20 protein-coding genes and 2 tRNA genes are annotated in these 26,610 nt (G+C 56.2%); 12 read left to right on the top strand and 10 right to left on the bottom strand.

What is annotated here, in order from left to right; translation table 11 throughout:
• Together proB and proC are read right to left on the bottom strand one after the other, a co-directional pair.
• The gene (gene proB / locus PXT33_RS09710; protein WP_097775355.1) at nucleotides 1–777 is read right to left on the bottom strand and encodes a glutamate 5-kinase; all 777 of its coding nucleotides are present in this window, start codon (nucleotides 775–777) and stop codon (nucleotides 1–3) included.
• Between the two features lie 7 nt (nucleotides 778–784).
• Nucleotides 785–1,591 carry a pyrroline-5-carboxylate reductase gene (gene proC / locus PXT33_RS09705; RefSeq protein ID WP_005945823.1) on the bottom strand — a complete coding sequence of 269 codons (807 nt, stop codon included), beginning with the start codon at nucleotides 1,589–1,591 and terminating at the stop codon, nucleotides 785–787.
• A gap of 338 nt (nucleotides 1,592–1,929) precedes the next feature.
• Here proC and PXT33_RS09700 point away from each other — a divergent pair, with 338 nt between their 5' ends.
• Entirely contained in the window at nucleotides 1,930–2,511 is a 582-nt protein-coding gene (locus PXT33_RS09700; protein ID WP_097777606.1) for a TetR-like C-terminal domain-containing protein, read from the top strand.
• A gap of 160 nt (nucleotides 2,512–2,671) precedes the next feature.
• Nucleotides 2,672–4,105 (top strand): radical SAM protein, encoded by a 1,434-nt coding sequence (locus PXT33_RS09695; protein ID WP_207698990.1) that lies wholly within the window; start codon nucleotides 2,672–2,674, stop codon nucleotides 4,103–4,105.
• Between the two features lie 262 nt (nucleotides 4,106–4,367).
• On the opposite strand, the gene PXT33_RS09690 is transcribed toward PXT33_RS09695, so the two are convergent.
• From PXT33_RS09690 to typA, 7 genes are all read right to left on the bottom strand, one after another.
• Complete coding sequence (locus tag PXT33_RS09690) at nucleotides 4,368–5,888, bottom strand: Ig-like domain-containing protein (protein ID WP_332376429.1); 1,521 nt, start codon at nucleotides 5,886–5,888, stop codon at nucleotides 4,368–4,370.
• 57 nt (nucleotides 5,889–5,945) lie between these two features.
• Nucleotides 5,946–7,058 (bottom strand): HlyD family secretion protein, encoded by a 1,113-nt coding sequence (locus PXT33_RS09685; protein ID WP_005945848.1) that lies wholly within the window; start codon nucleotides 7,056–7,058, stop codon nucleotides 5,946–5,948.
• A gap of 2 nt (nucleotides 7,059–7,060) precedes the next feature.
• Nucleotides 7,061–7,510 (bottom strand): hypothetical protein, encoded by a 450-nt coding sequence (locus tag PXT33_RS09680; protein ID WP_005945849.1) that lies wholly within the window; start codon nucleotides 7,508–7,510, stop codon nucleotides 7,061–7,063.
• Nucleotides 7,511–7,875: 365 nt separating this feature from the next.
• Complete coding sequence (locus PXT33_RS09675; RefSeq protein ID WP_347070309.1) at nucleotides 7,876–9,570, bottom strand: peptidase domain-containing ABC transporter; 1,695 nt, start codon at nucleotides 9,568–9,570, stop codon at nucleotides 7,876–7,878.
• 38 nt (nucleotides 9,571–9,608) lie between these two features.
• Nucleotides 9,609–10,205: a cysteine peptidase family C39 domain-containing protein gene (locus PXT33_RS09670; protein ID WP_347070308.1), complete on the bottom strand. Its 597-nt coding sequence runs from the start codon at nucleotides 10,203–10,205 to the stop codon at nucleotides 9,609–9,611.
• A gap of 459 nt (nucleotides 10,206–10,664) precedes the next feature.
• Nucleotides 10,665–10,741 (bottom strand) — tRNA-Asn (locus PXT33_RS09665).
• Between the two features lie 159 nt (nucleotides 10,742–10,900).
• The gene (gene typA / locus PXT33_RS09660) at nucleotides 10,901–12,724 is read right to left on the bottom strand and encodes a translational GTPase TypA (RefSeq protein ID WP_005945857.1); all 1,824 of its coding nucleotides are present in this window, start codon (nucleotides 12,722–12,724) and stop codon (nucleotides 10,901–10,903) included.
• Between the two features lie 216 nt (nucleotides 12,725–12,940).
• Between typA and PXT33_RS09655 the strand changes: the two genes are divergently transcribed.
• Nucleotides 12,941–14,548: an MBL fold metallo-hydrolase RNA specificity domain-containing protein gene (locus tag PXT33_RS09655; RefSeq protein WP_097775360.1), complete on the top strand. Its 1,608-nt coding sequence runs from the start codon at nucleotides 12,941–12,943 to the stop codon at nucleotides 14,546–14,548.
• A gap of 48 nt (nucleotides 14,549–14,596) precedes the next feature.
• Here PXT33_RS09655 and PXT33_RS09650 read toward each other — a convergent pair.
• Nucleotides 14,597–14,671: transfer RNA gene (locus PXT33_RS09650), tRNA-Gly, on the bottom strand.
• Nucleotides 14,672–14,816: 145 nt separating this feature from the next.
• Between PXT33_RS09650 and PXT33_RS09645 the strand changes: the two genes are divergently transcribed.
• From PXT33_RS09645 to PXT33_RS09605, 9 genes are all read left to right on the top strand, one after another.
• Nucleotides 14,817–15,512: a DNA alkylation repair protein gene (locus PXT33_RS09645; RefSeq protein ID WP_332376426.1), complete on the top strand. Its 696-nt coding sequence runs from the start codon at nucleotides 14,817–14,819 to the stop codon at nucleotides 15,510–15,512.
• A gap of 129 nt (nucleotides 15,513–15,641) precedes the next feature.
• A complete protein-coding gene (gene pyrH / locus PXT33_RS09640) occupies nucleotides 15,642–16,352 on the top strand; it encodes a UMP kinase (RefSeq protein WP_005945864.1) in 711 nt (236 codons plus the stop codon).
• 81 nt (nucleotides 16,353–16,433) lie between these two features.
• The gene (gene frr / locus PXT33_RS09635; protein ID WP_005945866.1) at nucleotides 16,434–16,988 is read left to right on the top strand and encodes a ribosome recycling factor; all 555 of its coding nucleotides are present in this window, start codon (nucleotides 16,434–16,436) and stop codon (nucleotides 16,986–16,988) included.
• A 92-nt stretch (nucleotides 16,989–17,080) separates the two neighbouring features.
• Entirely contained in the window at nucleotides 17,081–17,794 is a 714-nt protein-coding gene (gene uppS, locus PXT33_RS09630; RefSeq protein WP_097775362.1) for a polyprenyl diphosphate synthase, read from the top strand.
• Nucleotides 17,795–17,907: 113 nt separating this feature from the next.
• Nucleotides 17,908–18,768 carry a phosphatidate cytidylyltransferase gene (locus PXT33_RS09625; protein WP_005945868.1) on the top strand — a complete coding sequence of 287 codons (861 nt, stop codon included), beginning with the start codon at nucleotides 17,908–17,910 and terminating at the stop codon, nucleotides 18,766–18,768.
• Between the two features lie 15 nt (nucleotides 18,769–18,783).
• A complete protein-coding gene (gene dxr / locus PXT33_RS09620; RefSeq protein ID WP_005945869.1) occupies nucleotides 18,784–19,935 on the top strand; it encodes a 1-deoxy-D-xylulose-5-phosphate reductoisomerase in 1,152 nt (383 codons plus the stop codon).
• A gap of 15 nt (nucleotides 19,936–19,950) precedes the next feature.
• Nucleotides 19,951–21,063: a site-2 protease family protein gene (locus tag PXT33_RS09615; protein WP_332376425.1), complete on the top strand. Its 1,113-nt coding sequence runs from the start codon at nucleotides 19,951–19,953 to the stop codon at nucleotides 21,061–21,063.
• Nucleotides 21,064–21,086: 23 nt separating this feature from the next.
• Entirely contained in the window at nucleotides 21,087–22,133 is a 1,047-nt protein-coding gene (ispG, locus tag PXT33_RS09610) for a flavodoxin-dependent (E)-4-hydroxy-3-methylbut-2-enyl-diphosphate synthase (protein ID WP_097781698.1), read from the top strand.
• A 112-nt stretch (nucleotides 22,134–22,245) separates the two neighbouring features.
• Nucleotides 22,246–26,499: a PolC-type DNA polymerase III gene (locus tag PXT33_RS09605; RefSeq protein WP_120080294.1), complete on the top strand. Its 4,254-nt coding sequence runs from the start codon at nucleotides 22,246–22,248 to the stop codon at nucleotides 26,497–26,499.
• Nucleotides 26,500–26,610 lie beyond the last annotated feature (111 nt).

The raw sequence follows: 26,610 nt of genomic DNA, 5'->3' as shown, positions 1-26,610 counted from the left end.
TCAGTCCTCCTTGCGGGCCGCAAAGCGGGTGCCTGCGGATCTGCCTGCGGCAATGTCGTACAAAAGCTCCGGGTGTGCGCCGTTGGCAATGACCATATCGGCACCGCTGCCCGTTACCATGCGGGCAGCGCGCAGTTTGGTGGCCATGCCGCCGGTGCCAAGGGCCGAACCGGCACCATCGGCCAGAGCCATCACCTCGGGGGTGATCTCCTCCACCAGCGGGATGAGCTTTGCATCCGTGTGGGTGTGGGGATTGGCGGTGTACAGGCCGTCGATGTCACTCAGCAGCACCAACATGTCAGCCTTGGCGCAGCAGGCCACGATGGCCGCCAGCGTGTCGTTGTCGCCAATGGAGGTGATCTCATCGGTGGCAACGGTGTCGTTTTCGTTGATGATGGGCAGGGCACCCAGCTCCAGCAGGCGGGACAGGGTGTTCTGAAAGTTCACGCGGCGTTCGGTGTGCTCCACGTCCACGCCGGTGAGCAGGATCTGCGCCACGGTGTGATTGTAGGCGTTGAACAGCCGGTCGTAGGTGTACATCAGCTCACACTGGCCCACAGCGGCGCAGGCCTGCTTGGTGGTGGTGTCCTTTGGGCGGGTTGGCAGTGAGAGCTTGCCCACGCCCATGCCAATGGCACCGGAGGACACCAGAATGACCTCATGGCCCTCGTTTTTCAGGTCGCTGAGCACCTTGACCAGCTGTTCCGTGTGGCGGATGTTCAGCCGTCCGGTGGCGTATGCCAGAGTAGAAGTGCCTACTTTTACAACGATGCGCATGATATCCTTAACCCTTTCCCATTTCCTTTGTCTTATTGTACGAGGCGATCACGGCATCCATCACCGCACCGCGCAGGCCGTGCTCTTCCAGCACGCGCACGCCCTGAATGGTGCTGCCGCCGGGGCTGCACACAGCATCCTTGAGTTCGCCGGGATGCTTTCCGCTTTCCAGCACCAGCTTTGCGCTGCCCAGAACCATCTGCGCGGCATATTCCTGCGCTTTGGCGCGGGGCAGGCCGCAGGCCACGCCGCCGTCGGCCAGAGCCTCAATAAACTGGTACACCCATGCCGGGCCGCAGCCGGAAACGCAGCTGGCGGCATCGATCAGACTTTCCGGCACGGCATCCAGACGGCCCGCAGGAGCCATGATCCTGAGGAAGGCTTCTTCTTCCTCAGCGGTGACATTGCTGGAACAGTACTGGATCATACCCTCGCCCACCGAAGCCGGGGTGTTGGGCATGATGCGGATCACAGGAAAGTCCTCACCGGCCATCTCCTGAATACGGGCGATCGAAAGGCCCGCTGCCATGCTGCACAGCACAAAACGGCTGGGGCGCTCGTCAAAGGTGAACTTGAGCGGCTGGAGCAGAGCTTCCATCATCTGGGGCTTTACCGCCAGAAAAATCAGGTCGCAGTCACCGGCCACCTCGGCATTGGTGGCTGTTTTGCAGCCCAGTTCTTTGGCCAGTGCCTGTGCCTTGGCCGCAGTGCGGTTTGCCAGAAAAACTTTCTTAGGGTCAACAGCTTTGCAAACGGCACGGGCGATGGCTCCACCCATGTTGCCGCAGCCCAGAAAACCAATGGTATCCATCATAGTTTGTACCCTCCCTCAAAACGGCACTTCAATCACAGCCGTCTGCTCCCATTCTAAGCGTAGAGGAATATAAAATCAAGGGCCTTTTCCGCTTTTTTGCCGGAAGAAGCCGCTTTTGCAGGCATTGCGCACCGCCGGAAGGGGTTTGGGAGGGCTGAGAAACGGCTTTTGAAACGAGAAACTGCCGGAGTGAAAACGCAGGAAGTCGTTCTTTGTTTACAAAATGGACAGAATCAATGCTTGCAATCGGGACGGCTTTTGCGGTATTATAATGTACGAAGCTGCCAATCACCGTACGCAGCGGGAAAAATTTCTACGGTCGGGAAAGGAAGGTTTTTGTGTCACAAACAACGAAGCGGGCACTGGAAGCATCGCTGAAAAAGTTGCTGCTGGAAAAGCCCCTCAATAAAATCACAATCAACGATATCACCGAGGACTGCGGCGTGAACCGCATGACCTTCTACTACCACTTTAAGGATATTTACGATCTGGTGGACTGGATCCTGATGGAAGATGCGGCCAAGACGATGGAAGGCCGCCAGAGCTTTGATACATGGACCGAAGCATTTCTGGACATCCTGCACCAGATCCGGGATAACAAAGCACTGGTACTGAACGTATACCGCTCTGTGGGTCGTGAACAGGTGGAGCAGTATCTGTACAAACTTCTGGACTCCATGCTGAAGGAATTTGCGGATCGCGAATGCCGCGACATCACCGTGCAGGACGATGACAAGCAGTTTGTGGTGGATTTTTACAAATATGCGCTGGTGGGCGTGGTGCTGGAATGGATCCGCCGGGATATGAAGACCGAGCCCGCTGTGATGGTAGAACGTATGGGACGGATGCTGCAGGGCGATCTGCGCCGCGCGTTATGCCGCCTTGCCAGCAATAAGATCCATCTGGAACAGGACGGTTGAACCGGAAGAACGACAAAATTTTATCATAATCTGCGCCGTGATGGGTTTTCTATCACGGCGCTTTTTCTGTTTATGGCAACTTGTGGGATAGAGTGGTAGAGTAATGGCATAGAAATAGAAAAAGAGATTTCCGAAAAATACCGTTTGGAGGAAAAGGATAATGAATACTTCTGTTGAGAGCCTGACTCATAAAATGCAGCGTGCTGCCGTTGGTAAAATGGTGGACGTGGTGCTTTCTCATGCCGATAAAGATCGTCAGAAAACCGTGGGACAGCTGGTGGATGTTGCAAAGCAGTTCTATGGCAGTTCGTTCAGCGCTGAAGCCTACGAACACGCCAGACAGACCCTGACCGACCCCGACAGCAAGTGGTCCAAGCTCATCAACTGTGTGCTGGATCAGACCGACCCCAACGTGGCCCGCACCATGGCGCTGAATCTGGGCTACGAGGCTTTCTTCCGCGGCACCAAGACCATCCGCGAGAACCGCGTGAAGTATCAGTGCAACATCCCCTGGCTGATCCTGTTCGACCCCACTTCCGCCTGCAACATGCATTGCGTGGGCTGCTGGGCTGGCGAGTATGGCAACAAGAACAACCTCAGCTTTGAGGATATGGACAAGATCGTTACCGAGGGCAAGGAGCTGGGCGTGTACCTGTACATGCTGACCGGCGGCGAGCCGCTGGTGCGTAAGGCTGATATCCTGAAGCTGGCCGAGAAGCACAACGATGTGCAGTTTGCCATCTACACCAACTCCACCCTCATCGATGAGCCGTTCTGCAAAGAGGTGGTGCGTCTGGGCAACATTGCCTTCATGCTGTCCATCGAGGGCACCCCGGAGACCAACGATGCCCGCCGCGGTGAGGGGCACTATGCCGCTGTTATGCATGCTATGGATCTGCTCAAGGAGCACGGCATCGTGTTCGGCACGTCCATCTGCTACACCCGCGATAATATCGAAGCTGTCACCAACGATGAGTTCATGCGTTTCCTGTGCGAGAAGGGTGCACACTTCGGCTTCTACTTCCACTACATGCCCGTGGGCAACGAGGCAGCACCGGAACTGATGCCTACCCCGGAGCAGCGCAAATATATGATCGACCGCATCCGCTATCTGCGCTCGGAAGAGTGTGATATCCCGTTCTACCCGATGGATTTCCAGAACGATGGCGAGTTCGTGGGCGGCTGTATTGCCGGCGGACGCAACTACTTCCACATCAACTCGGCCGGTGACGCAGAGCCGTGCGTGTTCATCCACTACTCCAATGCCAATATCCACGACCAGAGCATTCTGGAAATTCTGCACAGCCCGCTGTTCATGGCTTATCACAACGGCCAGCCCTTCAACAAGAACCATCTGCGTCCCTGCCCGATGCTGGAAAACCCCGAACTGCTGCAGAAGATGGTGCACGAGACCGGTGCCCACAGCACCGACCTGCAGTCGCCGGAGAGCGTGGAGCACCTGTGCGAGAAGTGCAAGAACTATGCAGCCAACTGGCAGCCCACGGCGGACGAGATCTGGTCCCACACCAAGATCCGCGAGAGCCGCTACGAGAACTACAAGGACTGGAAGCCCTCGCAGCCCATTGAAAAGTAACGAAGGCAGACATCATAATGCAAACAAAGCCCAGACGTTCCATTGAAGTGCGCTCCGTCAAGTAGACAGAGAAATAATATAAGTTTTTGTTCGCCGTTTCCACAAGGAAACGGCGAATTTTTTGTGCAAAAGTGATGGTTCTTTCTTGATATAAAAATACCCCCAGAGTACGCAGAGTTTTTGTTTTACTCTGTCTACTCTAGGGGGAGCATATCACACTCAGAGAGGGTCTTACTGTTTCATGAAAGAGTGGTTTTGAAAATTACCAGAACCAGTAGCGCTTTTTCAGCACAACATATGCAATGCCGATCAGAACCACTACAACACCACCGGCAATGAAGAAGGTCCAGTTGATATTGGCAAATTTCAGGTTCTGGTTGGTCAGCAGATAACGGCCTGCAGTATCGGCAGTGATGATGCCGTCGGTGTAGCTGTTCAGATACTGCCACTTGTTGGAGACGGTGTTGTACAGATACAGGCGGGTATAGGTGCTCACATCCAGATCGATGCGCACCGAGCAGGGAAGAGCCTTGCCCTTGTCCAGCTCAAACTCGATGCCCTGATCGGACTCAGTCAGGATGAGCATGGTGTCCAGCTCACTGGTGGTGCTCTTGACACCGCTGCCTGCAATCTGCATGGTGTAGCCATCGCCCACCACGCACAGGGTCTTGCCGGTGGTACGCAGCGCATTGAGGATATCACCGGTCACGGTAGGCACCTCGGCCTGTGTGAAAACGATCTCGTTGTCCTCACTGTCCTGAATGGCCTGCACAACGGGATCGATCTCGATGGGAGCATCGTTATCCGGTTCGGTGGAGCTGCTGTCCGAAGAATTATCGGAAGAAGATGCAGCCGAACGGTTGACGATGACCGTGACCATGGCGGATGCAGTGCCGTTGGAAACGGTAATGGAAGTAGCGCCGGTGCCCACAGCCGTGATCACGCCGCTGGGGCTGACCGTGGCAATGTTGCTGTTGGCGGACTTATAGGTGAACTTCTGGGAAGCGGAAGAAGGCTTGACACTGGCGGTCAGGGTGCGGGTGGCACCGGGCTTGAGCACAACGTAGGAAGGATTCACCGTGACGACCTGACCGCTGTTGGAAGAACCAGTGCTGGCGGTGCCGGTGCTGGAGTTGGGAATACTCATGACCGTGACATTGGTGGTAGCAGTCACCGAACCGCAGGTAGCGGTAATGGTGGCGGTGCCGGGGGAAATGCCGGTAACACGGCCGAAATTGTTCACCGTGGCAACCTTCTCATTGGAAGAGGTCAGGGCGACGGTGGCATAGTTGGAAGCCGAAGTAGGCCGCACCTGCAGCTGTGCCGAGACCGAGTTGCCAACATAGATGGTGTTGGAGGAAAGGGAAAGGTCCATCTCAGTAACGATCATGGAAGAATCCATGGAGACAACGATGGTGTAGGCACAGATCTGGTTGCCTGCGGCAGCGGTGATGCGGGTGGTGCCTACGCCCACAGCCTGCACGACACCGGAGTTGCTCACGGTCAGAATGGAAGTATCGTCCGAGATAAAGACAACCGAGTCGGTAGAGTTGCGCGGACGCACCACAGGAGACAGCTGCTGAGAGGAACCCAGCAGCATGTTGGCGGTATAGCTGCCGGCCTCAATGCTTTCGGCAGGCACGTCCTGATCCCACGGCATGGCAACGCCGCTCAGGGCAAGGCCGGAGACAGGGCTTGCTGCGGCCGCAGACACAGCTGTGCCGCAGGCCAGCAGGCAGAGCGCTGCCGCACAGACGGCCAGTTTTTTTGCGGTTGATTTCATAGTAAGTGTACCTCTTTGGGTGATATAACGGCGGCTGGCAGTCAGCACAGCTCCGGTTTAGCGGAACAGAACGCCCAGGGCTTCCATTGCGTACTCGAAATAGGTGACCTGATCGTACTCCACGCGGGCAGTAACGCTCATGCCGTTGGAAAGATCCACCTTGTCGCCGCTGCGGCTCACCACATAAGTGGCATCGGGCTTAATGGTCATCTTATAGTAGGAAGCGTTGGAACTGGCAGTCACGTCACTGTCAATGGCCGTTACAGTGCCGGTCAGGGTGCCATAGGAATACTCCGAAAGGCCGGTAATGGCGATCTTGCACGGGTCACCCACATGAAGCAGCGGGCGGTCATTCACGGTGACCATGGCAACGATCTCCAGATCGTCGTTCTCGCTGGCAACAGTGGCCAGCGGGGAGCCTGCGCTCAGCACCATGCCCTCTTTGTAAGGAGTATCCATGTGGATCACACCGGAGGTGGGGGCGTAGATGTAGTAATCGTTGGCACCGGTGTTCAAGGCATCGAGCTGAGCCTGAACGTTGTCCACGTTGCTCTGTGCGCTGGTAATGCTCTGGGAGATGGACTGCATGGTAGAGTAGTACAGAGCTTCTACTTCGCTCTGGCTCTGCTCCATCATGGTCTTGATCTGAGCATCGGAGTAACCGGCAGCCTGATAGGCCGTGGCATCAAAGGTCTTCTGAGAGACCTGGCTCTTGTAGGTCTCGTACTGATAGTAGTAGGGCTGATCTTCGGGGTTTGTCTCGCTGAAGTAGTTGGTATCATCCTGCACGCACTGCAGCAGCTTGTTGTACTGGTCCAGCTGGGTCTGGTAGATCTTGAGCTGGCTTTCCAAGTTATCCTGCTGCATGTCGATATCCGTGCTCTTGATGTGGGCCACGAGGTCGCCCTCGTTCACATAGCTGCCCTCCGAAATATACATCTCGGTAATGGAGCCGGAATAACTGGACATGATATAGGTTTTATTGCTGGCCTGCACGGTGCCTGCGTTCTGGCTGACATAAATGCGGTTGGTATGGGTGCTCCACACCACCAGAAACAGCATGAAGATGCCCACCAGAATGACAAAAGCGTAGCCATAAGGCGGCAGCTTTTTTTCCATCATGATGCGGCGGTCCTGCAGATCCGAAAGGTTCTGAACTTTAATCGTCATAATTACTTGGTCTCCATAAAGACATCGACCACGGCATCATCCTCATCCTGATTGACATAGATGGTATAGGAGGTGCCGGTCAGTTTCTGCTCATTCTCAAAAGCGTGGACCTGCAGCTTGTAGGAAGCCAGCTGGCTTTCGGGCATGGGGCCGGTGTAGTGGGCATACAGGCAGTTCTTCACGCGCAGAACAGCATCCATATGGTAGTCCTGCTCCATCTGGCCGATGAACTGGGTAGCCTGCTGCATCATGTACAGGTGCATCTGACGGTCCTCACCAACCACCATGGCCTGCACAATGGGGCCAATGGGCTGTGCGTTGTTGCTCTTGATAAAGTTGTGCATCTGGGTCAGCACCACGGGCAGACTGGCCATCTCTTCCGGATGGATCTCACGGGAAAGCACATTGGTGAGCTTCAGGGTCTTGTTCTCGGCTACTTTGATCTCTTTCATGTTGAATACCTCGGTTCCTTTTCAGATTTACCTCAGAAGAGGCAGTAATAGGCAATCGAGAAAGGGGAGAAAACCGCTGCAGAGAGCAGCTTCCTCTCCGCTCCCGATCGCCTACTACTTATAAAAGTAATAGGGATCTTGCAAATAAAATGTGCCCGGAGGCGTTTTGCCTCCGGGCACACCATAGTGAGGCATAGTTACCTGAGCAGGCGGGGCCTGTTCAGGATAACACCATCTACTTCTACTAAACAGAAAGTCTTTCTAGCTCTTTTTTATCTGACACAGCAAAACTATGTCAAATCAAGCTATCCATCATGAATGACTCCCTTTCATGTGTAACCGGGTGCGCACCCGGCTGCAACACATCAATAGGTGATCGACTCACCGTCGTCATCCTCTTCCACCACGGCCTGCATGACAGACTGCTTGGGCTCTGCCTTTTTGCTGCGGTAGATACCCTGCTGCATGTTCCACAGCTCGTAGTACTTGCCTTCCTTGGCAAGCAGCTCATCGTGCGTGCCGCGTTCCACGATCTTGCCGTGATCCATCACAAGGATCAGATCACAGTCACGAACGGTGGACAGGCGGTGAGCTACGATCAGCATGGAACGATCTGCGAGCTGATCGTAGATCATGTTGAAGATCAGATTTTCCGTAGCAAAGTCCAGATTACTGGTGGATTCATCCAGAATGTAGAGGTTGGAATCTTTCAGGAAAGCGCGTGCCAACGCAATGCGCTGCTTTTCACCGCCGGACAGGCCGTTGCCTGCTTCTTCCAGATAGGTGTTATACTGCAGGGGCAGATGACGGATAAAGTCGTGAGCATCTGCCTTCTTGGCAGCTTCCTTAACTTCGTCCATCGTAGCGTCCATACGGGAAACGCGGATGTTATCATAAATGGTCTTGCTGAACAGCTCAACGTTCTGCGGCACATAAGAAATTGCGCGGCGGACAGAATCATTGGTGTATTCAGCCAGATTCACACCGTTCAAGTCGATCTCGCCATCTTCCGGCTCATAATACTTGAGCAGAAGCTTGGTGATCGTGGATTTGCCGCTGCCGCTGCTGCCCACCAGCGCGACCTTTTTACCGGCCGGAATGGTAAAGCTGATGTGATCCAGTGCAGGGGCACGGTTGCCATAACGGAAAGTGACATCCTTGAACTCGATATCGCCCTCCACCTTGTCCAGATCGGTGCGGTCTTCGTCGCCGACCGTCTCGGAGGGATAATCCATGATCTCGCCCAGACGCTTCATGGAAATGCTGGCCTCCTGAATCTGCATCTGCAGACCGATCAGGTTGCTCAGCGGGGAAGTAAAGTAAGAGGACAGCGTGCTGAAGGCCATGAATCCGCCCAGTGTCATCTCCCCCTTCAGAACCTGACTGATACCCACATAGGTGGTCAGCATGCTGAAACCGGTGGAAATGAAGGAGGAAATCAGGCCCTGCGTGGTGCTGATCTTGCTGGAGCGCAGGCTGATCTTCAGGCTCTTGATGTACTCACGCTCGAGGTTCTCCATTTCGGTATCCTCGTTGGCGTTGCACTTGACCGTCTCAATGCCGCGCAGGCTTTCGATCATCTGGCTGTTCAGTGCAGCGGACTGCACCATGGTCTCTTCGTTGATCTTTTTGTAAGGCTGCTTGTAGATCAGCACCAGCAGAATGCTGACCAGAGCCATGAACAGCGAGATCGAGAAGAGCATCGCATTCATGCGGAACAGGATGATACCGGTGATAATGGCCATCGAGATATCCATGATCAGGCTCAGCGCAATGCTGGTAAAGATGGATTTGATGGTGTTTGCATCCGAATAACGGGTGGTGATATCACCAGTCTTGCGGGTGGCAAAGAACTTCATGGGCAGACGGAAGATATGCCCGAAGTAACCCAGCATCAGCGGAATATCGATCTTGATGGATAGGTGGATCAGAACCCACTGCCGGACAAAGCCCACCAGCGTATTGGTGATGCTGACCATGCTGAACACAAGGATCAGCGTGACCAGCAGATTGTCTAGGCCATATGGCAAGACCTCGTCCATCAGGATCTTGTTGAACATGGAGGAGGCAATGCCCAGAATCGTAACGATCAGAGAACTCAGGATCGTATAGGCAAAGAGCTTTTCTGGGGCAGCAACAGGTCGACGTAACGCTTGAACATGCCGCCCTTTTCGATCTTACCGCCCTTGAACTCCGAGGTGGGGTTCATCAGCAGCAGAACACCGGTAAAGTTCTTGTAGAACTCATCCAGAGAGATCTTTTTCAGCTCGCTGCCGGGGTCGCCAATCACGACATAATCCTTGCACTTGTGTTTTTTGCCGTTCTTCTCATCTTCCTTGGCGGCTTCGGCTTCTTTCAGCATGTGCCGACGACGCTCACCGTCGTCTTTGATGGTGGTCTTTTTGAAGACGACCACAAAGTGGGCCAGACCCTGATCGGTGATGACCTGCGCAATGCAGGGCAGCGAGAAATCGCTGAGGAAATTTTCACGGTCTACGCGAACCGCTGCAGTGGTGAAACCCAACTCATTAGCGGCTTTCTGCAAACCAACAAGGTTCGTGCCTTTCAGGTCGGTACCCATCATATCGCGCAGGCGGGTGATGGTAACTTCCTTTTTGTAATGGAGGCACACCATTGCGAGGCAGGCAGCCGCACAGTCAGTGGTGTCGTGCTGCCGGACATAGGTATAACGCATAGATGCTTCCTTTGATCATATACAAATTTATTCAAACAGCGGCAGGCGTTTTGAAAAAGCGGCCTGCCGCAGATCTGACAACGTGAAAAGAGCCGGAGCCTGAAACAACAGCACAGAGACCGGTGCTTTGTCCTGTCCTGCGGAGAACCATGACAAAACACCGGTCGGCTGCTATCAAAAGAAGGGAGCACCTACCCTTTGATCTGTGTGCCGGACTTTGGAAAAACAGATACAAATTCCCAAAGCTTATAAGCAGTATACCACAATGTGACATCTTCTTCAAGTAGTCAAATTTTAAGAAATCATTATGCTTGATGCTTTTTTCGCATGGATGCTGTGTTTTTGGGACAGAGAAGCCCCAAAACAGAGGAGAAACACGACTGCATGGCTGTACAGAAAAAGGGTGTAGTGTGGGACAAACAAAAAAGGCAATGTTCTGTGGAACATTGCCTTTTCTTCTGGCGCCTCTTGCCTGACTCGAACAGGCGACACCCTGATTAACAGTCAGGTGCTCTAACCGACTGAGCTAAAGAGGCAGATCACATTTGTGACTGCGAGAGATATTATACCGCATAAGAATGCCTTTTGCAAGCCTTTTTTTAAAAAATGAATCATTTTTGGCAAAATAAAACTGTCCTGCAGCGTTTTGAAACGCTGCAGGACGGTAAAGTACATATTATAAAAGAAGGAAAGGCTTATTTCAGCTTGCTCTTGGCCTTCATGCGCTGCTCGTGGTTCAGGATCTGCTTGCGGATGCGCAGATTTTCAGGAGTGACCTCCAGCAGCTCGTCCTGTGCAAGGAATTCCAGGCAGCCTTCCAGGCTGAGCTTGCTAATGGGGATCAGGCGCAGAGCATCATCGGAGCCGGATGCACGGGTGTTGGTCAGGTGCTTGGTCTTGCAGACGTTGACATCCACGTCCTCGCCGGAAGCGGTGTAGCCAATGACCATGCCCTCGTAGACCTTTTCACCAGCGCCCACCAGAAGGGTGCCGCGCTGCTGAGCATTGAACAGACCGTAGGTGACGGCCTCGCCGGTCTCAAAGCTGACCAGAGAACCGGTGGAGCGGTTGGCAATCATGCCAGCCCAGACATCGTAACCGTCGAAGATCTGGTTGATGATGCCTTCGCCGTGGGTATCGGTCAGGAACTGGTTGCGGTAGCCGAACAGGCCGCGGCTGGGCATACGGAACTCCAGACGCACGCGGTCGGTGCCCAGAGATTCCATCTGCTGCAGGATAGCCTTGCGCTGGCCCAGACCGGTCATGACAGCACCCTGATACTGGGTGGGCACATCGATGACGACATGCTCCATAGGCTCATAGGTTTTGCCGTCGATGACCTTAGTCAGAACGTGCGGGGGAGAGACCTGCAGCTCATAACCTTCACGGCGCATGGTCTCGATCAGGATGGACAGGTGCATCTCACCACGGCCCATAACGCGGAAGGAATCGGTGGTGGCGGAATCCTCCACCTTCAGAGCAACGTCCTTCAGCAGCTCCTTCTGCAGACGGTCACGGATCTGACGGCTGGTAACATACTTACCCTCGCGGCCGGCCAGCGGGCTGTCGTTGACGGAGAAGGTCATTTCAACGGTAGGATCGTTGATCTTCACGAAGGGCAGCGGCTCCACATTGGAGGGGCTGCACAGGGTATTGCCGATGGTCACGTCGGGCAGGCCGGAGAATGCCACGATATCGCCAGCGGTGATGTTATCGCACGGCTGACGGCCATTGGCCTGAAAGTCGTACAGCTTGGTCAGACGACCGCGCATCTTCAGATCCTGATTGTGCCAGTCACAGACGACAACTTCCTCGCCCACCTTGGCAACGCCGTTCTGGATGCGGCCAATGCCGATGCGGCCCACGAAGTCGTTGTAGTCCACAGAGGACACCAGCATCTGGAAGGGAGCCTCGGGGTCGCCCTCAGGCGGCTTGATGGTGCTCAGCAGAGTATCGAACAGAGGGATCAGGTCGGTGCCGGGCACATCCGGGTCCAGGCTTGCGGTGCCATCACGACCGCAGCAGAACAGCATGGGGCAGTCCAGCTGCTCATCGGTAGCGCCCAGATCCATCAGCAGGTACAGAACTTCGTCGATGACTTCCTTAATGCGGGCATCGGGGCGGTCGATCTTGTTGATGGCCACCACCAGACTCAGATTCTGCTGCAGAGCCTTCTGCAACACAAAACGGGTCTGGGGCATGCAGCCCTCGGCGGCATCCACCAGCAGCAGAACGCCGTTGACCATCTTCAGCACGCGCTCCACCTCGCCGCCAAAGTCGGCATGGCCCGGAGTATCGACAATATTGATCTTGACACCCTTGTAGGTGCAGGAGCAGTTCTTGGCCAGAATGGTAATGCCACGCTCACGCTCGATATCGCCGCTGTCCATGACGCGCTCAGCCACGACCTGATTATCGCGGAATGCGCCGCTCTGACGCAGCATTGCGTCCACCAGGGTGGTCTTGCCGTGGTCAACGTGAGCGATAATGGCAACGTTGCGCAAATCGTTACGAACCATAAAATTCAACCTCTCTATTATTAAAACTCATAAAATACGAACGAACGTCATACAAGTTTAAGTTTATAACAGGAAGGGGTGGTTTGTCAAGATTGTATAAAAAATTTTTCAACCTTTCGGCAAAATGCCTGAGAAAAGCCATGCGATTTGTGCGGCGTGTACCTTTAGAATATGCTATACTAAGGATACAGAAGAAATAAAGCCGGAGGTGTTTTTATGAAGATCACATTTCTGGGCGCGAACCATGAGGTCACCGGCAGCTGCACTTTGATCGAAGCGGCTGGGCAGCGCTTTTTGATCGACTGCGGCATGGAGCAGGGCAAGGACGTATACGAGAACCAGCCCATCCCGGTGGCACCCGGCGAGATCGACTGGGTGCTGGCCACCCATGCACACATCGACCATACCGGTATGCTGCCGCTGCTGGTGCGCAACGGCTTCCGCGGCAAGATCTATGCCACGAACCCCACGGTGGAGCTGTGCGGCATCATGCTGCGGGACTCGGCCCATATTCAGGAATTTGAAGCGGAGTGGAAAAACCGCAAGGGCCAGCGCTCTGGCGCAGAACCGGTGGAACCGATGTATACTGTGCAGGATGCTGAAGCAGCCATGAAGCTGTTTGTGGGCAAGGCCTATGAGCAGCGCTTCCAGCTTGCACCGGGCATTGAAGCCCGCTTTGTGGATGTGGGCCATCTGCTTGGCTCGGCCAGCATAGAGCTTTGGATCACCGAGGGTGAGACCACGACCAAGCTGGTATTCTCCGGTGATATCGGCAATCTGGATCAGCCCATCATCAAGGATCCTGCTTACATCAAAGAGGCGGACTACGCCTTTATGGAATCTACCTACGGCGACCGCAGCCACGGCCCGAAGCCGGACTATGTGAGCGAACTGACGAAGATCCTGCAGCGCACCTTTGACCGGGGCGGCAATGTGGTCATTCCCAGCTTTGCGGTGGGCCGCACGCAGGAGATGCTCTACTTTATCCGTGAGATCAAGGAAAAGGGCCTTGTGAAGGGGCACGGCAACTTCCCGGTGTACATTGACAGCCCGCTTGCCATCGAGGCGACCCGCATCTTTAAAGATACCGACCCGGACTGCTTTGATGCGGACACCCGCGCTCTGCTGGAAAAAGGCATTGATCCGATCACCTTCCCAGGGCTACGCGTCACGGTGACCAGTGATGAATCCCGCATGATCAATGCAGACCGCGTGCCAAAGGTCATCCTCTCGGCCAGCGGTATGTGCGAGGCAGGCCGCATCCGCCACCACCTCAAGCACAATCTGTGGCGGCCGGAGTGCACCATTCTGTTCGTGGGCTATCAGGCGGTGGGCACGCTGGGCCGCACCCTGCTGGAAGGTGCCACGACGGTAAAACTGTTCGGTGAACCTATTGAGGTGCAGGCAGAACTGTGCCAGCTCACCGGCATGTCCGGCCATGCGGACAGAGAAGGTCTGCTGCGGTGGGTGAACTCCTTTGAGCAGAAACCAAAGCGTGTGTTCGTGATGCACGGCGAAGATGAGACCGAGGACCACTTTGTGCAGACCTTGACGGAACAGGGCTTCACTGCCTGTGCACCCTACAACGGCGCACAGTGGGCCATCGGAGCCGAGGGAGCCGTATGCCTGCAGGAGGGCATGCGCGTCCGCATTGAGCACAAGGCTAATGAAGGCCAGAGCCGTGCGGCCAGTGTGTTCCAGCGGCTGGTCAGCGCCGGCAAGCGCCTGCTGCGGGTCATCGAGCACAACGAGGGCGGCGCAAACAAAGACCTTGCCAAGTTTGCCGACCAGATCAATGCCCTGTGCGATAAGTGGGACCGATAAAGCAAAACAAAAGCGCCGTGACCCAAAAGGCCACGGCGCTTTTTTGCATGGAGCGGGCAATGGGAATCGAACCCACCTCCTCAGCTTGGAAGGCTGATATACTAGCCGATGTACGATGCCCGCATTTACGAACGATATTATAGCATGTTCCGGCATAAATGTCCAGCCCAATTTTTGTATGTTCCTTAAAGCACCGGAAAAGAATGCCGGAACGGCCTTGCTTTTCCATACGGCTCTGCTACAATAGAAAAGAACGGAGGGAGAGAGGATGGAGCCGGAAGCAGAGATCATTCGTACGCAGCTGTTTGCCCTGCGGGATGAAGCATACCGCATCTTTCACAGTGCGTTGATGCCCACCGTGCCGCCGGAAACGGTGATCGGCGTGCGCGTTCCGGCTCTGCGCAGGCTGGCAAAACAGCTCGCGGGCACAGCGCAGGCAGAAGTGTTTTTACAGGCCCTGCCGCATGGATACTACGAAGAGAACAACCTCCACGCGTTCCTGATCGAACTTATCCGGGACTACGACAGGGCGCTGGCTGAAACGGAAGCGTTCCTGCCCTACATCAACAACTGGGCCACTTGTGACTGCTTTTGCCCCAAAGTGTTTGCAAAGCACAAGAAGGAACTGCTGGTGCCCATTCGCCGCTGGCTGGATTCGGGCGAGGTGTACACCGTGCGCTATGGCATGGAGATGCTGATGCGCTATTATCTGGATGATGCATTCCGGCCGGAATATCTGGAATGGGTGGCCGATGTGCGCAGCACGGAATACTATATCAATATGATGCGGGCATGGTATTTTGCCACGGCACTGGCAAAGCAGCCGGATGCCGCGCTGCCGTGGCTCACAGAAAAGCGGCTGGATCTGTGGACCCACAACAAAGCCATCCAGAAAGCGGTGGAAAGCCGCCGCATTCCGCCCGGAATGAAGCAGCTGCTGCGCGGTCTGCGCAGCCGTTCATAAAAGCTTCCGGATTTCCGCGCAGATTTCCTGTTTACTTTATGAATGTTTTATTGTAAAATAAGCTATAGTAAAAAATGTCAGGGTATGCCTATGCCCTGACGGAAGATAAAAACAGGTGGTGTTTGGATTATGGCATTGAAATATCAGCGTATCCTTCTGAAGATCAGCGGCGAAGCACTGGGCGGCGAAAAGGGCATGGGTTTTGACGAGCCCACCATGGACGCGATCTGCGGCGGCGTGAAGAAAGCACACGACCTCGGCGTGCAGATCGGTATCGTGGTTGGCGGCGGCAACTTCTGGCGCGGCCGTTCCAGCGGCAAGATGGAGCGCACACTGGCCGATAAGATCGGTATGCTGGCAACCGTGATGAACGCACTGGCTGTTTCCGATAAGCTGGAACAGCTGGGTGTGCCCACCGAGGTGTTCACCTCCATCACCATGCCGCAGGTGGCACAGCCCTTTACCCGCAAGGATGCTCTGCGCGCCATGGATGAGGGCAAGATCGCCGTGTTCGGCGGCGGCACCGGCAACCCGTTCTTCTCCACGGATACGGCAACCGCTCTGCGCGCTGTGGAAGTGAGCGCCGATGTGATGTTCAAGGCTACTATGGTGGATGGCGTTTACGATAAGGATCCCCACAAGTACGCCGACGCAAAGAAGTATGATACACTCACCTTTACCAAGGTGCTGGAAGACCAGCTGGCTGTTATGGATGGCACTGCTGCCACTCTGTGCCGCGACAACAAGCTGCCCATCCTCGTGTTCGATCTGGCCGACCCGGACAACATTGCCCGTGCCGTGCAGGGCGAGAATGTGGGCACACTGGTTTACGAGGGCTGAAACGCCTGCAGCCGACATACATTATAGGGCAGACGCATTGCAGCGCAGCCCCAAGATAAAAAGGAACAGGAGACTACCGCAATGAGCAGCAACACCAAGGTTTACGAAGACAAGATGAAGAGCTCGGTCGAACATCTGGGCCGCGAACTGGGCGCTGTGCGCGCAGGCCGCGCAAATCCCGCTGTGCTGGATAAGGTCAGCGTGGATTATTATGGTGCCCCCACTCCCATCCAGCAGGTGGCATCCGTGGCTGTGGCCGAAGCACGCACCCTGACCATTACCCCGTGGGACCGTACTCTGCTGCGCCCCATCAGCAAGGCCATCATGGCCAGCGATGTGGGCATCACTCCCATTGATGACGGCTCTACCATCCGCCTGAACTTCCCGGCTCCCACCGAGGAGCGCCGCAAGCAGCTGGCAAAGGAAGTTTCCAAGCTGGGCGAGGAAGCTAAGGTGGCAGTGCGCAACATCCGCCGCGAGGCTATGGATAAGGCCAAGGCCATGAAGAAGGCCGGCGAGCTGACCGAGGACAGCCAGAAGACCATGGAAGAGGATGTCCAGAAGCTGACCGACAAGTATATCAAGAACATCGATGCTGCGGTGGAAGAAAAGCAGAAGGAGATCATGTCTGTCTGATCTGCGCAGATGCAATAAACTGGAGGTGCCGTGCGCTGAAGAAGAGTGCGCGGCACTTTTGTTGAAGGCGGCGTTGCTGCCGGGAGGAAACAATGGCGCATCCTAAAGAATTTGCCGAGGGCCTTTCCATTGGCATCATCATGGACGGCAACGGCCGCTGGGCAAAGAACCGCGGCCTGCCCCGCACTGCCGGGCACAAAAGAGGCGCAGAGGTGTTCAGCGATATCGCAGATTACTGCGATGAGCTGGGCGTTTCGTCGGTGTACTTCTATGCGTTTTCCACCGAGAACTGGAAGCGTCCGCTGGAAGAGGTCAACGCCATCATGCGGCTGTTCGGCGAATATCTGCTGAAGGGCTTTGACTACAAGAACCGCAATATCCGCATCAAGTTCATGGGCGACCGCACGGTGCTGGATGAAAAGCTGCAGCAGCTGATGAACAAGCTGGAAGCAGATTCTTCGGTCAAGACCGGCATGACCCTGAACATTGCCATCAACTACGGCGGCCGTCCGGAGATCGTGCGGGCGGCGCAGCAGCTGGCGGCAAAGGCGGCGGCAGGGGAGATAAAGCCCGAAGAGATCACGGAACAGCTGCTCAGCGATGCCATGTATACCGCTGGCCAGAAGGACCCGGATTTTATCCTGCGTCCCAGCGGAGAAAAGCGGCTGTCCAACTTCATGCTCTGGCAGGCAGCTTACTCGGAGCTGGTAGAAATGGACGTTCTGTGGCCGGATTTCACCCGCAGCGATCTGGACGCTGCCATTGAGGAGTTCAATCATCGTTCCCGCCGGTTTGGCGGACTGTAAAACCCAAGACCTCCTGCACACGGTGCAGGGACCGGACGGCCCGGCGGCTTTGCCGGAGCCAAACTTAATCCAGAGGGGCGCGGCACCCGACCGGTGAAAAGGAGATCCAATCTATGAAAACACGTGTTATTACTGCGATCGTGGGCATCATCGTACTGATCGGCGTGATGTTCACCTTCAACACTCTGATCTTTAATCTGGTCATCGCGGCCATTACGCTGATCGCCGTTCACGAGATCTACAGTGCCCTCGGCTTTGAAAAGAAGGACTGGCTGATGTACGCGGTTCTGGTGCCGTATACACTGCTGGTCATGACGAGCAACTATCAGGTCATGCGGCGGCTGGTGATGCCGATGTCCTTTCTGCTGGTCACCTTTTATGCCATCTATCTGGTGGTGCGCAATGGCACCATCAGCTATCAGAAGGCCAGCGGCCTGCTGATGTTCTCCGGTATCGTGATCTTCTGCTTCTATTCCTTTATCCGGCTCAAGGAGCTGCTGCCGGTGGAGCAGTACGGCTACGATGCGGTGTTCTTTATTTTGCTCATCCTCTGCTTTGCCTGGGGCGGCGATACCTGTGCCTACTTTGCAGGCCGTGCTTTTGGCAAGCACAAGCTCTGCCCGGTGGTCAGCCCCAAAAAGACCGTGGAAGGTGCCATTGGCGGTGTTCTGGGCACCATGGTGTTCGGTGTGATCATCACACTGGTGTACTCAGTGGCGGCAAACCGGATGGAAGCCTTCACCCGCTCCAACATTGGCGTTTCCATGTACGTGATCATTGCGCTGCTGGGCTGCGTGGCGGCGGTGCTGGGCATTTATGGCGATCTGTTTGCCAGCGTGGTCAAGCGCCAGTGCGGCATCAAGGATTACGGCACCATCTTCCCGGGGCACGGCGGCATTCTGGACCGCTTTGACAGTGTGATGTTCATTGCGCCCTTTGTGACCATGGTCATTACGGCGGTGTTCTACTATTAAAAGGGGGAACGTGTGATGTCGAAAAAAATCACTCTGCTGGGTTCTACCGGTTCCATCGGCACCCAGAGTCTGGATGTGATCCGTGCACAGGGCTATGAGGTGTTCGGCCTTTCTGCCCACAGCCATGTAGACAAGATCCTGCAGCAGATCGAAGAGTTTCATCCGCGCTATGTCTGCATGACCGACCCGGATGCGGCCCGCAGGCTGGATGCGGAGCTTTCCGGTCGTGCAGATGCGCCCCGGCTGCTGGTAGGGCCGGAAGGGCTCAAGCAGCTGGCCGCACTGGACGGCACCGATGTGGTGCTGAACAGCGTGGTGGGCATTGCAGGCCTTGGTGCCAGCCTGTGCGCGATCGAAAGCGGGCATGATCTGGCCCTTGCCAACAAGGAGAGCCTTGTCACCGGCGGCCATCTGGTCACACAGGCCGTGGCAAAGCATGGTGTAAAGCTGCTGCCGGTGGACAGTGAACATTCGGCCATCTTCCAGTGCCTACAGGATAAGGAGAGTGCCCCCAGCCTGACCAAGATCCTGCTCACGGCATCCGGCGGCCCCTTCTTCGGGATGAAGACCGAGGAGCTGCGCGGTAAGACCAAGGCGGATGCCCTCAAGCACCCCAACTGGAACATGGGCGCAAAGATCACCATTGACTCTGCCACCCTGATGAACAAGGGTCTGGAGCTGATCGAGGCAGTGTGGCTGTTCGGCCTGCCGCCGGAGAAGATCCAGATCGTGGTGCAGCGCCAGAGCATCGTGCATTCGGCGGTGCAGTTCAGCGATAATTCGGTCATTGCTCAGCTGGGTGTGCCGGATATGCGCATTCCCATCCAGTATGCGCTCACCTACCCAAAGCGCGTACCCGGCGTTGTGCCAGAGCTGGACTTTGCCGCACTCAAGGTGCTCACCTTCGATGTGGCAGACGACGAGACCTTCCGCTGCCTTGCCGCCTGCAAAAAGGCCATCAAAAAGGGCGGTCTCGGCCCATGTGCCGCCAACGGTGCCAATGAGGAAGCTGTCAAGCTCTTCCTTGAGGACAAAATTGGCTTCCTCGATATTGGCCGTCTGGTGGAAGCAGTCGTGGACAGCGACAGCTTTGGCGGCGAGTATACCCTCAGCGATGTGTACGAGTGCGACCGCATGGCACGAGAGTTCGTGCGCGCACATCTTTGATCTTTAGGAGACGCAATGTCAATTTTTATCACCCTGATCGCCGCACTGATCGTGTTCAGCGCTGTGATCGCCATTCATGAATTCGGGCACTTTACCGTGGCAAAGCTCTGCGGCATTCAGGTCAACGAGTTTTCCATCGGCATGGGGCCGGCTTTGTGGAAGAAAATTTACAAGGGCACCCAGTACAGCCTGCGTGCATTGCCGGTAGGCGGCTATGTGGCGCTGGAGGGCGAGGAAAGCCCCGAGAGCCAGCAGGCCGAAGCGGCCCGCGACGAACGGGAAGCAGAGGAAGAAAACCCTGTCCCGCCGGAGCAGCGCACCGGCATCCCTTTGAACGAGGCACCGGTATGGCAGCGTGTGCTTGTGATGGTGGCAGGTGCCTTCATGAATTTCGTGCTGGGCTTTGTGGTGCTGGTCATTCTTGTGGCAGCACAGGAAGGAGCCATCACCAGCAAGACCATCTATTCCATTGAGAACGATGCCCTCTGCGGCCAGACCGGCCTGCAGGCGGGGGACGAGATCGTTGCCGTGAACGGCAGGCGCTGCTTTGTGGCCAACGACATCCTTTATGAGCTGGTGCGCACCGAAGCCTATCGCGCCCGGTTCACCGTGAAGCGGGACGGCCAGAAGGTGGAACTGCCGGACGTGCAGTTCGACACCTGGCAGGACGAGAACGGCCAGACCCATATGACCCTTGGCTTTACGGTGTACGGCATCAAAAAAACACCGCTCAATGTGTTAAAAGAAGCATGGAACAGCACCCTGTACTACGGACGCATCGCGTTTATCTCGCTGGCAGACCTTGTGCGCGGACGTGAGAGCATCAACAATCTGTCCGGCCCGGTGGGTATCGTGACAGCAATCGGTCAGGCGGCAAGCTACGGCTGGCAGGATCTGCTGGAGCTGCTGGCCCTCATCACCATCAATCTGGGCGTGTTCAATCTGCTGCCCTTCCCGGCACTGGATGGCGGCAAGGTGGTATTTTTGATCATTGAGGGCGTTACCGGCCATGCAGTGCCGGAAAAGCTGCAGGGTACACTGACCATTGCGGCCTTTGCACTGCTGTTTGGCCTGATGCTCTTTGCAACCTATAATGATATCATCCGGCTTGTGACCGGTGCAATGTGAGCAAAAACAGAAAGGGGAACTTTATGCGGCAGTTAAAACGGGAAGTAAAAATCGGCAATGTGACCATCGGCGGCAAGAATCCTGTTGCGGTGCAGACGATGCTCAACGTGCCGGTGGAGGATATTGAGGGCAATGTGGCGCAGGCAAAGCGGTGCGAAGCTGCTGGCTGTCAGATCCTGCGCGTGACCTGCCCCAGCCCGGCGGATGCAAAGTGCATCGAAGCCGTCAAGAATGCGGTGAATATCCCCATTGTGGCAGACATCCATTTTGACTATAAGGCGGCTCTGGCCTGCGCAGATGTAGGCGTGGATAAGATCCGCATCAACCCCGGCAACATCGGCGACGATGACCGGGTGAAGGCTGTGGTGGATGCCTGTCAGCGCAAGAACATTCCCATCCGCATCGGCGTGAATGGCGGCAGTCTGGAAAAGCACATCCTTGCAAAATACGGCGCACCCACGCCAGAGGCCATGGTGGAGAGTGCACTGTACCATGTGCGCCTGCTGGAAAAATTCGATTTCAACAACATCGTCATTTCCATCAAGAACTCCAATGTGCCCCGCATGATGGAGGCCTACCGCCAGCTCAGCGCTGTCACGGATTACCCGCTCCATGTGGGTGTTACCGAGGCGGGTACCTACCAGATGGGTCTGCTGAAAAGCGGCATGGGCATCGGCGGAATGCTGCTGGAAGGCATTGGCGATACCATCCGCGTCTCGCTGGCCGCAGAGCCGGAAAAGGAAGTGGAAGCGGGCTACAACATCCTGCGCGCCGTGGGCTTCCCGGTAGCAGGCCCGGAGGTCATCACCTGCCCCACCTGCGGCCGCACCCAGTATCCCTGCACCGAGATCGCCAATGAGGTGGAAAAGCGGCTGCAGGGCTGCAAAAAATCCATCAAGGTGGCCGTGATGGGCTGCGTGGTCAACGGCCCCGGTGAAGCCCGCGAAGCAGACATCGGCATTGCCGGCGGCAAGGGCGAGGCGGTGCTGTTCATCCACGGCAAGCCCATCAAAAAGCTGACCGGAGACAACATCCTGGATCAGTTCATGGATGAGATCTATAAACTGTAATTTGGCTTTTTTCACAGCTGCCACACCTGCAAAAACGGGTGCGGCAGTTTGTGCTGTATAAAAAGGAGTACCATTTGTGACACCACTCGTATCCAACCTGTGGCCGCAGTTCATGGTGGACCCGGCATTTGCGGCCTGCTTCGGGCAGGTCATTGTGGAGCATGCGCAGATGCTGCGGCAGGAGCGGCAGGTCATCTTTACCCTGCGCAGCGGTGCGCCGCTGGACAAAAATCTCTGTGCCCGGCTGCTGGCATCCCTGCAGCCGGATTATGAGGGCTTTGAGCTGCGCATCCAGAACCTGTTTGGCTATGCCATGCTGGACGAAGCGGCCCTGCGCGATCTGATGGAAGAGATGAAGCGGGACGGCGTGCCCATCAACGGCTTTCTGGACCGGTGCAAGATCAACATCATCGGACAGAAGATCACCATCGGCGTATGCCATGGCACCAAGTTTTTGCAGGAGATGCACTTTGAAAAGCTGCTGGCAGAGCGCATTGCGGCCCACACCGGGGTAACGCCGCAGGTAACGCTGCAAAGCGCTGTAAGCGAAGCCGAGCAGCACCAGATGGAAGAAAAGCTGGAGCGCAAGATCGCGCCACCGGTGGTCAAGTTTGAGAAAAAGAACACAGCACCGTCCATCAAGGTGGACGGTCTGGACCTGACCGATAAGCCCGTCACCATTTTCCACGGCAAGATGTTCACCCCCAAGAACCTCACCCCGCTGAAAGACCTTGGCGGCGAGGGCGGCAAGTGCACGATCTGGGGCGATGTGTTCTTCTCGGAGGTCAAGGGCAACTTCCGCAAAATTTATACCGTATCCATCACCGATTATCAGGGCTCCATCAACCTGAAGATCCGCGCGCAGGAAGGTGAGGACTGCTCCAAGTGGGAGAGCCTTGGCAAAGGCACCACCCTCATCGTGCGCGGCGACTGCTCCTACGACAAGTACGAACACGATTATATCGTCTACCCCTACGATGTGCTCATCGTGGAGCGCAAAAAGCGGGAGGATACCGCACCGGTCAAGCGTGTAGAGCTGCATCTGCACACCAAGCTTTCCAGCATGGACGGCTTCTGTGACCCCGGCGGCATCGTCAAGCTGGCCCACCGCATGGGACATCCGGCCGTTGCCATCACTGACCACGGTGTGTGTCAGGGTTACCCGGAAGCCATGCTGGCAGCGGACGATATCCATAAATCAGACCCGGACTTCAAGCTGATCTACGGCTGTGAAGCCTACTTTGTGGACGACATGATCCCCTGTGTATACGGTGTGAAGGATCAGCCGCTGGACGGGGAGTTCTGCGTGTTTGATACCGAGACCACCGGCCTTGACCCCGGCGTGGAGTATATGACCGAGATCGGTGCCGTCATCGTGAAAAACGGCGAAGTGGTGGAGGAATTTGATACCTTTGTCAAGCCCGGCAAGCCCATCACCCCCAAGATCACCGAGCTGACCGGCATCACCAACGAAATGGTGGCGGATGCTCCCGGCGAAAAGGAAGCACTGGAAGCCTTCCTCAAATTTGCGGGAGACCGCATCCTTGTGGGCCACAACGTCCACGCCTTTGATATGCGTTTCCTGCGCGCCGCCGCCAAGCGCAGCGGCATCAAGCTGGAGCCGACCTATATCGACACCCTGACCATGGCGCAGGCCATGTACCCCGGCCTGCACAACTACAAGCAGGGCACCATCAACAAGCATCTGGAGCTGCCTGCCTACGAGGCCCACCGTGCCTGTGAGGATTCTGCCGCGCTGGGCCGCATCTTCGGGGTCATGCTGAACGACCTGAAAGAAAAGCAGGTAGCAAAGGTCAGTGAGATCAACACCGGCCTTGGCGGCAACCGCGAGGTGCTGAAAAAGAAGTATTACCACCTCATCATTCTGGTCAAGAACCAGATGGGCCTGAAAAATCTGTACAAGATCGTCAGCGAAGCCCATGTGAACTACTTTTTCAAAAAGCCCCGGGTGCCCCGGAGCCTTTTGAACAAATACCGGGACGGCCTGCTGCTCACTTCCGCCTGCGAAGCCGGCGAGCTGTACCGGGCCATCGTGGATGGCACCAGCTATGAAGAACTGAAAAAGATCGCGTCCTACTACGATATTCTTGAGATCCAGCCGCTGGGCAACAACGCCTACATGGTGCGGGACGGCAAGGTGGACAGCGAAGAGGACATCAAAAACTTCAACCGCACGGTCATCAAGCTGGGCGAGGACCTGCACAAGCCGGTCATTGCCACCGGTGACGTGCACTTTACCGAGCCGGAGGATGCGGCTTACCGCGCTGTGCTGCAGGCGGGCAACGGCTTTAAAGATGCCGACAACCAGCCGCCGCTGTTCTTCCGCACCACGCAGGATATGCTGGCGCAGTTCTACTATCTGCCCAAGGAAAAAGCCTACGAGGTAGTGGTGAAGAACCCCCGCAGGATCGCGGCGATGATCGACAACAATGTTCGTGCCATCCCGCGCGGCACCTACCCGCCCAGCATCGAGGGTGCAGAGCAGCAATTGCGCGATGCTACGTGGGAACACGCCAAGCGCGATTACGGTGACCCGCTGCCCGAAATTGTGGAAAAGCGGCTGCAGAAGGAGCTGGACTCCATCTGCGGCCATGGCTACGCCGTGCTGTACGTCATTGCGGTCAAACTGGTGGCCTATTCCAACGCGGGCGGCTATCAGGTGGGCAGCCGTGGTTCGGTCGGCTCATCGGCCGTGGCCCACTTCTCCGGCATCTCGGAGGTGAACAGCCTGCCGCCCCACTATCGCTGCCCCAAGTGCAAGCACAGCGAGTTCATCACCGACGGCAGCGTGGACGACGGCTTTGACCTGCCGGATAAAAACTGCCCCAACTGCGGCACCCGGATGCTGGTGGACGGCCACGATATTCCCTTCGAGACCTTCCTCGGCTTCTACGGCGATAAAGAGCCGGATATCGACCTGAACTTTTCCGGCGAATATCAGTCCAATGTGCACCGCTATACCGAGGAGCTGTTCGGCAAAGCCAACGTGTTCAAGGCGGGCACCGTGTCCGGTATTCAGGACAAGACCGCCTACGGCTATGTCAAAAAATATCTGGATGAGCGCGGCCGCACGGTGAACCATGCGGAGGAGAACCGCCTGACTCTGGGCTGCACCGGCGTCAAGCGCACCACGGGTCAGCACCCCGGCGGCATGGTCGTTGTGCCGGACACCTACGAGATCTACGATTTCTGTCCCATCCAGCACCCGGCGGATGATGTGGCAGGCGGCCTGTTGACCACCCACTTCGAGTTCAAGTACCTGCACGATACCCTGCTCAAGCTGGACGAACTGGGCCACGATATGCCCACCTTCTACAAGTATTTTGAGGAGTACACCGGTATCCCCATTGACAGTATCCCCATGAACGACCCCAAGGTGTACAGCCTGCTGACCAGCCCCGAAGCGCTGGGCGTGACCCCGGAGCAGATCGACAGCCAGACCGGAACCTTCGGCATCCCGGAAATGGGCACCAACTTCGTGCGCGGTATGCTGGTGGAGGCACGGCCCAAGAACTTCTCCGAGCTGATCCAGATCTCGGGCCTGTCCCACGGCACTGATGTGTGGACCGGCAACGCGGACGAGCTGATCCGCAGCGGCACCTGCACCATTGCGGAGGTCATTGGCTGCCGTGACAGCATCATGCTGTACCTGCTGCGCAAGGGTCTGGAACCCAAGATGGCCTTTGATATCATGGAGGCCGTGCGTAAGGGCAAGGTGGCCAAGGGCGGCTTCAAGGATGGCTGGGAGGAAGCCATGCGGGAGCACGAGGTGCCGGACTGGTACATCGAGAGCTGCCGCAAGATCAAGTATATGTTCCCCAAGGCCCATGCTGTGGCCTACCTGATGTCGGCCATTCGTCTGATGTGGTTCAAGATCTACCGTCCGCCGGAGTTCTATGCGGTATACTTTACCGTACGCGGCGACGACATCGACTACGAAGCCGCTGTGGGCGGTGCGGCAGTGGCCCGCGCCCACATGGAAGAAGTCAAGCGCCGCCTGAAGGAAGAGAAGAACGCCAAGGACGAGGATGTGCTGGTCAGCCTGCAGCTCGTCAACGAGATGCTGGTGCGCGGCTACGAGTTTTTGCCCATTGAGCTGGGCAAGAGCCGCGGCTCCAAGTATGTGGTGGAGGACGGCAAGGTACGTCTGCCTTTCTCTTCGCTGAAGGGTCTTGGCGGTGCTGCCGCCGATGCACTGGAAAAGGTGACCATCCACGGCGAAGAATATATCTCGGTGGAAGAGTTGCAGCAGGCTTCCGGTGTCGGCAGCAGCATTCTGGACCGTTTGCGTCAGGTGGGCGCTCTGGGCGACCTGCCGGAGAGCAGTCAGGTGAGCTTCTTCTGAGAATCCTTAAAGCAAAAGTGCCTGCACGGCTTTAGCTGTGCAGGCACTTTTGCTTTAAAAAGCACCCGCGGCAAAAATCGCAGGTGCTTAAAAATTCAGCAGAACGGGGGA

Origin of the sequence: Faecalibacterium taiwanense (genome assembly GCF_036632915.2) — a bacterium.
In the GTDB taxonomy this organism is placed as follows: Bacteria; Bacillota; Clostridia; order Oscillospirales; family Ruminococcaceae; genus Faecalibacterium; species Faecalibacterium taiwanense.
The sequence above is the reverse complement of the archived record's forward strand: the minus strand, read 5'-3'. Positions and strand labels throughout refer to the sequence as shown.

Coding starts and splice junctions, on each gene's coding strand:
- proB (WP_097775355.1), bottom strand. CDS start 777: ATGCGCATCGTTGTAAAAGTAGGCACTTCTACTCTGGCATACGCCACC.
- proC (WP_005945823.1), bottom strand. CDS start 1,591: ATGATGGATACCATTGGTTTTCTGGGCTGCGGCAACATGGGTGGAGCC.
- PXT33_RS09695 (WP_207698990.1), top strand. CDS start 2,672: ATGAATACTTCTGTTGAGAGCCTGACTCATAAAATGCAGCGTGCTGCC.
- PXT33_RS09690 (WP_332376429.1), bottom strand. CDS start 5,888: ATGAAATCAACCGCAAAAAAACTGGCCGTCTGTGCGGCAGCGCTCTGC.
- PXT33_RS09685 (WP_005945848.1), bottom strand. CDS start 7,058: ATGACGATTAAAGTTCAGAACCTTTCGGATCTGCAGGACCGCCGCATC.
- PXT33_RS09680 (WP_005945849.1), bottom strand. CDS start 7,510: ATGAAAGAGATCAAAGTAGCCGAGAACAAGACCCTGAAGCTCACCAAT.
- PXT33_RS09675 (WP_347070309.1), bottom strand. CDS start 9,570: ATGTTCAACAAGATCCTGATGGACGAGGTCTTGCCATATGGCCTAGAC.
- PXT33_RS09670 (WP_347070308.1), bottom strand. CDS start 10,205: ATGCGTTATACCTATGTCCGGCAGCACGACACCACTGACTGTGCGGCT.
- typA (WP_005945857.1), bottom strand. CDS start 12,724: ATGGTTCGTAACGATTTGCGCAACGTTGCCATTATCGCTCACGTTGAC.
- PXT33_RS09655 (WP_097775360.1), top strand. CDS start 12,941: ATGAAGATCACATTTCTGGGCGCGAACCATGAGGTCACCGGCAGCTGC.
- PXT33_RS09645 (WP_332376426.1), top strand. CDS start 14,817: ATGGAGCCGGAAGCAGAGATCATTCGTACGCAGCTGTTTGCCCTGCGG.
- pyrH (WP_005945864.1), top strand. CDS start 15,642: ATGGCATTGAAATATCAGCGTATCCTTCTGAAGATCAGCGGCGAAGCA.
- frr (WP_005945866.1), top strand. CDS start 16,434: ATGAGCAGCAACACCAAGGTTTACGAAGACAAGATGAAGAGCTCGGTC.
- uppS (WP_097775362.1), top strand. CDS start 17,081: ATGGCGCATCCTAAAGAATTTGCCGAGGGCCTTTCCATTGGCATCATC.
- PXT33_RS09625 (WP_005945868.1), top strand. CDS start 17,908: ATGAAAACACGTGTTATTACTGCGATCGTGGGCATCATCGTACTGATC.
- dxr (WP_005945869.1), top strand. CDS start 18,784: ATGTCGAAAAAAATCACTCTGCTGGGTTCTACCGGTTCCATCGGCACC.
- PXT33_RS09615 (WP_332376425.1), top strand. CDS start 19,951: ATGTCAATTTTTATCACCCTGATCGCCGCACTGATCGTGTTCAGCGCT.
- ispG (WP_097781698.1), top strand. CDS start 21,087: ATGCGGCAGTTAAAACGGGAAGTAAAAATCGGCAATGTGACCATCGGC.
- PXT33_RS09605 (WP_120080294.1), top strand. CDS start 22,246: ATGGTGGACCCGGCATTTGCGGCCTGCTTCGGGCAGGTCATTGTGGAG.